Genomic DNA, 6,958 nt, shown 5'->3' on the forward strand with positions numbered 1-6,958 from the left:
AGAATACGAAAAGTCGACCTCCAGCGCCTGTTTCAACTTTGGGAATGGTGGTGGAACCTGGGCAAGCGGCTCTCTGATTGCAGACAACATCTGCTACATGAATAACCATGACCAGTACGGCAGAAGCGGGAACTTTTATTACAACCCATATAGCCAGAGTGGGATGACGCTTCAGAACAATCTGTATTATGCGGGAACCACGCCAACCTGGCGTTGGGGCGGGACGTCTTACACCACGCTCGCCGCATGGACGGCGACTGGTTTGGAAACGAGTCCGGCGTACGGTAACCCTCTGTTCAGCAGCGGTGGTAACGGCGGAACTTGCAGCTGGTCTCCTCTTCTGGGCAATGGACCACAACCGTGTCCCTCGGCCTATGCACTTCAGTCCGGTTCTCCCGGATTGGGGACGGGAGCTGCCATCACAGGCAACGGCGGCGTGGACTACTACCAAAGTGCCTTGACCAGCCCGCCGAGTATCGGCGCCTACTCTGGCACAGGCGGAGGGGGCGGCGGCGGAAGCACCACACCTCCGGGAACGCCGACGGGTCTGACGGCGACGCCGACATCCGTGAGCAAGGTAAGTCTGACATGGTCTCCATCCACGAATGCGTGGAGCTACAACATCTATCGCAGCCTGACGAGCGGATTCACTCCGTCCCCGTCGAACCTCGTCGCGCAGGGAATTGCTGGTTCTCCCTATACCGATACTGGTCTAACGCATGCCACGACCTATTACTACGTCGTGCAGGCAGTGAACGGGGCCGGTACTTCAAGCCCATCGAACGAGGCATTCGCGGCGACCTTCAGTCAGCAGCAACTGCAGTACTATGTCTCTCCGAATGGGAACGAAAGCAATGACGGCACAACGTCATCAACCCCATGGCAGACGATTGCTAAGGTGAATAGCTTTACTTATCCGGAAGGAAGTACTGTTTCCTTCGAGGGAGGCCAGACCTTCGTTGGATRCCTGGTCTTTACCAGAACCATCGTGCCGACCTCCTCGGTACAGAATCCCTTTACCGTGACCTCCTATGGCGGAGGAGTGGCTACCATTCAGTCCTCGTCGAGTTGCTCCGGGAAGAACACCGCTGCGATTATCGGGGACAACATCAATGGATTCACCGTGGATACTTTGAAGGTCGTGAATGGAGCGAGTACGAACTGGGGCATCCTGTTGCAGAACAGTTCCGTCAGTTGGGCGACCCAGGGAATCACCGTCAAAAATTCCGAGGTGTCGGGATTTGCAACGACCGGCGGGCAGAGCGGAGGAGAGATCTGGATCCTTGGCTATGCCCTGAATGGGAACAATGGTCCCCTCAACAATATCCAGATCCTGAACAATACTCTCCACGGAGCAGATCCGACATCTACGGATGGGGCTGGAGTGGCCGGCTGGGGATATGGGCGCAATATTACCAACGTGCTAATGCAGGGCAACACCGTTTACAACCTGGGAAGTCCCGCCCCTTATGCCGGCTTAAACGCCAATGGTGTGAACGGTGCGGTTATTCAATACAACCTTATCCATGATGTTGGGGCAAACGTTACCACGTGTGGTGGAACGAGCGGCATCGAGACCTACAACGCGAACAATATCTTCATCCAGTACAACGAGGTCTACAACGTGCAGCCGTTGCCTGCGTTTACGACAGGCTGCGATTGGGACGGCATCGATCTTGATGGAGGCACAACCAACTCGACCGTTCAATATAACTACACCCATCACAATGGCGGCGCTGGAATACTGGGGTATGATGGCAACCCCAGCGGCACCACATGGGGACCAAATACATTCCGCTACAACATCTCTGAGAACGATGACCTGGTGCGAGGTATCGGCGGGCTCTTTGGCCTGACGCCGAATCCTGCACCGAATCCCGTGTATGTCTACGGCAATACCTTCCTCAACAACATTGCACAATCGTCTATCTCGACAGATCCAAGTGCGTGTTTCTATCTGCCGATGTGGAACGGTTCCGGCACATTTGCATCGGGATCGATGATTGAGAACAACATCTGCTATATGGCGAATCCAAACTCCGCCAACAATGTGGAGTTTCTCCGTGACGTGAATACGATCAGCGGGCTCACGTTCAGCAATAATCTCTACTACACTCCCAACAATCCACAGTGGATATGGAATGGAATAACTTATACCACTGCATCTTCGTGGGCCTCTTCTGGCAGCGAATCAAGTCCGGTATATGGTGACCCTCTGCTCAACAGCGCCGGTAATGGCGGCACATGCACCTGGACGGCTTCGCTGGCGAACGGTCCGCAGCCATGCCCTGCAGGATATGCGTTGCAGCCGGGCTCTCCAGCAGCAGGGGCAGCTGTGGCTGTCTCTAACAACGGCGGGGTGGATTACTATCAAAATCCGCTTACAACACCTCTCAGCATTGGCGCCTATTCGGGAAGCGGTAATTGCCGGACGGGACTCTGGTGCCTGCAGGTTGCAGTGCCGTCCAGCCCAAACTGGACCTCTACGCATCAGCAGATATCGGTGGCAGCCAATCAAACCTATGTAGCCAGCGTGTGGATCAAGGGATCGGGTTCGGTGGAACTGGATGCAATGTACAACTCCACCAACCTGGCTAGTGTGAAATGCACGGCGACTTCCACATGGACACAGTGCTCAACTCCGGCATTCAGCACGGGAAGCTATACCAGCTTGAGGTTCCAGCTCAAGGACTCCTATTCGGGCGTCGGGACGCTGATCGCCGACGACTGCTTTATGGGGGTTGCTGGAGGAACAAATGTCTTGTCAAATCCCGGATTTGAAAGTGGTCAGACGGGATGGGGCATTGACGCCGGCGGAGCATCGACCTGGGTGATTGCGCAGTTCTAACCTGGTACGTGCGATAGCTAGAAGGGCCCTGCCGGTAACCAACTTGTTTTACAAACAGATGTTATATCTGTTGCCTCTTCCCAACAGGGCAGCCTCGTCGCCGACTGCTGAGCATTGGGCGCCCCGACGTACAGACAGGAGTCTGGCGCTATGCGTTCTTGTGTCTCTTTTCACCCTGGTTCCTGTTGTCTATTTCGCATCGTGTTGATGAGTGTGGTGTCTCTGCCGCTCCTTACTGGATGTGGAGGTGGCCGATCCGCACCTGCGGGTCCCGTGACGGTCACTATCACGGGAGGGGGCCAGGTTCGCCTGGGTTCCACCACGCAGTTAACCGCAGCGGTCTCGAACACGAGTCAGACTAGTGTTACCTGGCAGGTGAACGGAACCGCAGGCGGCTCGTCGGCAATCGGGACGATCTCGGCTTCCGGACTCTACACCGCACCGATCATCCTGCCCAGCCCGAATACAGTAACCATCACGGCGGTAAGTCAGGCATCTTCGTCGGCAACAGCTTCTGTGACGGAGTCAATTCTTAACCCGCTTCCTGTTGTCAGTTCTGCCACGGTGATCGGTCTTGGACCGGCGTATACCGTCACGGTCACAGGAACTGGCTTTGTAAGTGGAGCCCAGGTCCAGATTCAGGGGCAGACCGTTTCCCCCGCACTGACTACAGCAACGCAACTGACGGCAATCTGTACGTTGAACCTCGCCCAGGGTGTCAACACGATCCCCGTGACTGTTATTAATCCCGACCCCGGTGGATCGGCGTCATCTTCAGTGAATGCACAGGTGACAGTCCAGGCAGCCGTTACTGCCGCCGCCCGCCTGCTGGATCAGGCCACCTTTGGGCCGACCTTGCCCGATATTCAACACGTTGTATCCATCGGTGTTGACGGATATCTGAACGAACAGTTCGCGATGCAGCCCACGACGCTGGCGTTATTTCCAACGACTCCGCCGACCGTCTGTGCAACGACTCTTGTGCCCTGTCTGCAGTCGGAATGGTGGCAGGCAACACTTACGGCCCCCGATCAGCTTCGTCAGCGGGTCGCATTTGCTCTTGCCGAGATGTTTGTCATTTCGACGAATTCGGTTAATTCGCGTGCGGTCGCGGCCTTTCAGAACGTCTTGGTGAATGACGCCTTCGGAAACTTCTCCACCATCATGAAAGATGTAACGCTCTCACCGGGAATGGGCGCTTACCTCAATATGTTGAACAGCAACAAACCGGGCACTGTAAATGGAGTTCCACAGATTGCCAACGAGAACTACGCCCGCGAACTAATGCAATTGTTCACCACCGGTCTGTTTCTGCTGAACGATGACGGCACCCCTAAGCTGGATAGCAGCAATAATATGATCCCGGCTTATACACAGGACCAGGTGCAGGCGTTTGCACGCGCCTTTACGGGATGGACGTATGCCACGTCGACCGGCGGTAGTCCTGCGAAGTTCCCAAACGGGACCGCAAACTATACGATGCCGATGGCTGCTGTCGACGCCAATCACGACACTGCTGCCAAAATCCTGTTGAGCGGTACTACGCTGCCGGCAGGACAGAGTTCCATGCAGGATCTTGATGGTGCACTGAATAACATCTTTACCCATCCGAATGTGGGCCCGTTTGTTTGTCGCCAGTTGATCCAACATCTGGTGGCTAGTAATCCGAGCCCCGCTTATGTGCAGCGTGTCGTTGCCGTGTTCGCAAACAACGGGAACAATGTGCGTGGAGATATGAAGGCTGTCGTTCGTGCGATTCTCACCGACAAGGAGGCTCGCGCGGGCGATACCGATCCCGCGGCGGAGGGCGGTCATCTTCGAGAGCCCGTGCTCTGGCTGGCCAACATGATGCGCGGTTTGGGATTTACCAACAACGATGCCGTAGCGGGAAACGATGTTGTGGCAAACGCGTCCTACAACACTCTTGGGAATTACACGGCGAATCTCAGCGAAAAGCCGTATGCCTCCCCCAGCGTCTTTAACTTCTTCCCTCCGGAATATGTCATTCCCGGTACGTCTACAAATGCTCCCGAGTTCAGCCTGGAGAACACGGCAAGCGTGGTATTGCGTTTGACCCTGGCAAATACGGTTGTCTCCAACAAGATTTCGGGCTTTAGCGTTGATCTTTCAGCGAAGAGCTCGTGGGGTACGCTAGCGGCTAAACCGGGGGATCTTGTCGATGCGCTTGGCCTTCTCTTCATGCACGGTCAGATGCCATCCCAGATGCGTACGGCCATCGTCAACCACATCAGCTCGTTGACTGATATGGGGCAGCGTGTTCGCGTTGCACTGTACCTGGTAACTACGTCATCGCAATACAAGATTCTGCACTAGTCAAAAGGAGTTCCGGTTATGCGTCCTTCGCGCCGTAGTTTTATTCGCTATGCATCGCTGGCGGCTGCAGGCAATGCAGTAGGTCTTCGTCCATTTGGTGCACTCAACGCCCTGGCACAATCGACACAGGACTACAAGGCATTGGTCTGCGTCTTCCTGTATGGCGGCAATGACGCGAACAACACATTTATTCCGTACGACGCGGCTGGCTATAACAGCTACGCGGGCGTTCGGGGGCCGCTGGCGCTTGCTCAGAACCAGCTTCTTCCCTTGAATGCTCTTCCGGCTTTTGCCTTGAATCCGAATCTTCCTGACATTCAGGCGCTTTTCAACAGTAACAATGCCGCCATTGTGGCGAATGTGGGCACCCTGATAAAGCCGATTACGAAGGCCCAATACCAGGCAAACCAGTCGCTTCCCAGTAATCTCTTCTCCCACCCTGACCAGCAGTTGGAGTGGCAGAACGCCGCGCAGAGCGGTGCGACCCCGACGGGATGGGCCGGCCGGATTGCCGATGTGCTGAATACGACGTATAACCCAAACGGTCTGATACCAATGATTACTTCTGTGGCTGGCGACACACTCTTCTGCAATGGCCAGGCGAGCACACCGGTGTCCATTAGTCCGGGAAATCTGGGCGCTGCAGGATGCTCAGAAAGTACAGCGGAGTGTAACGCGCGGCAGGCAACGGCCCAGGCGTTGTTGACGTTCAGCAGCGGGTTAACACTGGTGCAGGCAGATGATGCAATTACGGCGAATGCGTACAACTATTCCAGGATTCTGGCTGCCGCCACGGCTTCGGTTCCCAAGCTGCAGACTGTATTTCCAGCGAACAACGGACTTGCCGCGCAGCTTGCACAGGTGGCGCAGGTTATCCAGGTTCGCGCGGCCCTGGGCGTGAGCCGTCAGATCTTCTTTGCCGGGATCGGTAACTTCGATACCCACTCCGATCAGCTCACGCTGCAGAGCACGCTGCTGTCTCAGATCAGCCCTGCAATTGCGGCCTTCTATCAGGCGATCCAGGAGCTAGGCGTGACATCCAATGTGACGACCTTTACGATGTCAGACTTCAGCCGGACGTATCAGCCTAACTCCAACACAGGGAGTGACCATGCATGGGGATCGCATCATTTCGTGATTGGCGGTGCGGTGAAAGGCGGAAAGATGTACGGAACCTTCCCGACACTGGCGCTTGGCGGTCCAGATGATTCCGGCTCCAATGGACGTTGGGTTCCGACGACGGGGACGGTGCAGTATGCTGCGACGCTGGCGCAATGGTTCGGTGTGAGTGCTGCGCAGCTTCCACTCGTCTTCCCGAACATTGGAAGCTTCAGCACCAGCAATCTGGGGTTTGTATAGAGATCGTGCTCGCCTGGAACTACTCCAGATAAGCCGTATGCAGCCATCCAGTTGATGGCGGAGACACGGCGTCAGACGGAACGCGAACATCGGGGCGCCAAAGCCTGAAAGCACGCAGATCGCTGCACCACACCAGCTGCCGTATTCAGACCGCGAACGTTACATTTTGCGTCCTGGCCTGTTTATTGAAGTGCGAGCAGGGCAGAAAGCTCTGTACCGGAATCTGGTTGAGAAAGGGAGTTTGTAATCGCTTCGGGCGCCAGGGGATAGGAGAAAAAATATCCCTGCGCGAATTCGCATCCCAGAGACCGTATCTTGTCGGCCTGTTCCTTGGTCTCGATTCCTTCTGCGACCAACTCCATCCCCAATTGATGACCGAGAGTAATGATCAGTTCAACGATTCTGCCTGGATTGCGG

The 6,958-nt window shown here is 55.7% G+C and carries 4 protein-coding genes; 3 read left to right on the top strand and 1 reads right to left on the bottom strand.

Annotation, left to right across the window (positions count from 1 at the left end):
* The 3 genes from AB4043_RS16440 to AB4043_RS16450 all read left to right on the top strand — a co-directional run.
* Nucleotides 1-2,848, top strand: a 2,848-nt coding sequence (locus AB4043_RS16440) for a fibronectin type III domain-containing protein (protein WP_442307540.1), incomplete at its 5' end; no start/stop codon positions are given.
* A gap of 207 nt (nt 2,849-3,055) precedes the next feature.
* The gene (locus tag AB4043_RS16445) at nt 3,056-5,182 is read left to right on the top strand and encodes a DUF1800 domain-containing protein (protein ID WP_442307541.1); all 2,127 of its coding nucleotides are present in this window, start codon (nt 3,056-3,058) and stop codon (nt 5,180-5,182) included.
* An 18-nt stretch (nt 5,183-5,200) separates the two neighbouring features.
* On the top strand, nt 5,201-6,541 hold the full coding sequence (locus tag AB4043_RS16450; protein ID WP_442302360.1) for a DUF1501 domain-containing protein: 1,341 nt from the start codon (nt 5,201-5,203) through the stop codon (nt 6,539-6,541).
* A 182-nt stretch (nt 6,542-6,723) separates the two neighbouring features.
* Here the strand turns inward: AB4043_RS16450 and AB4043_RS16455 are convergent.
* On the bottom strand, nt 6,724-6,958 hold a 235-nt coding region (locus AB4043_RS16455; RefSeq protein ID WP_442307542.1), incomplete at its 5' end, for an EAL domain-containing protein.

This window comes from Terriglobus sp. YAF25, from assembly GCF_052113305.1.
Taxonomy (GTDB): Bacteria; Acidobacteriota; Terriglobia; order Terriglobales; family Acidobacteriaceae; genus Terriglobus.

What these genes read in the sequence shown, in the direction of transcription:
- AB4043_RS16445 (WP_442307541.1), top strand. Translation starts at nt 3,056, where the DNA reads ATGAGTGTGGTGTCTCTGCCGCTCCTTACTGGATGTGGAGGTGGCCGA.
- AB4043_RS16450 (WP_442302360.1), top strand. Translation starts at nt 5,201, where the DNA reads ATGCGTCCTTCGCGCCGTAGTTTTATTCGCTATGCATCGCTGGCGGCT.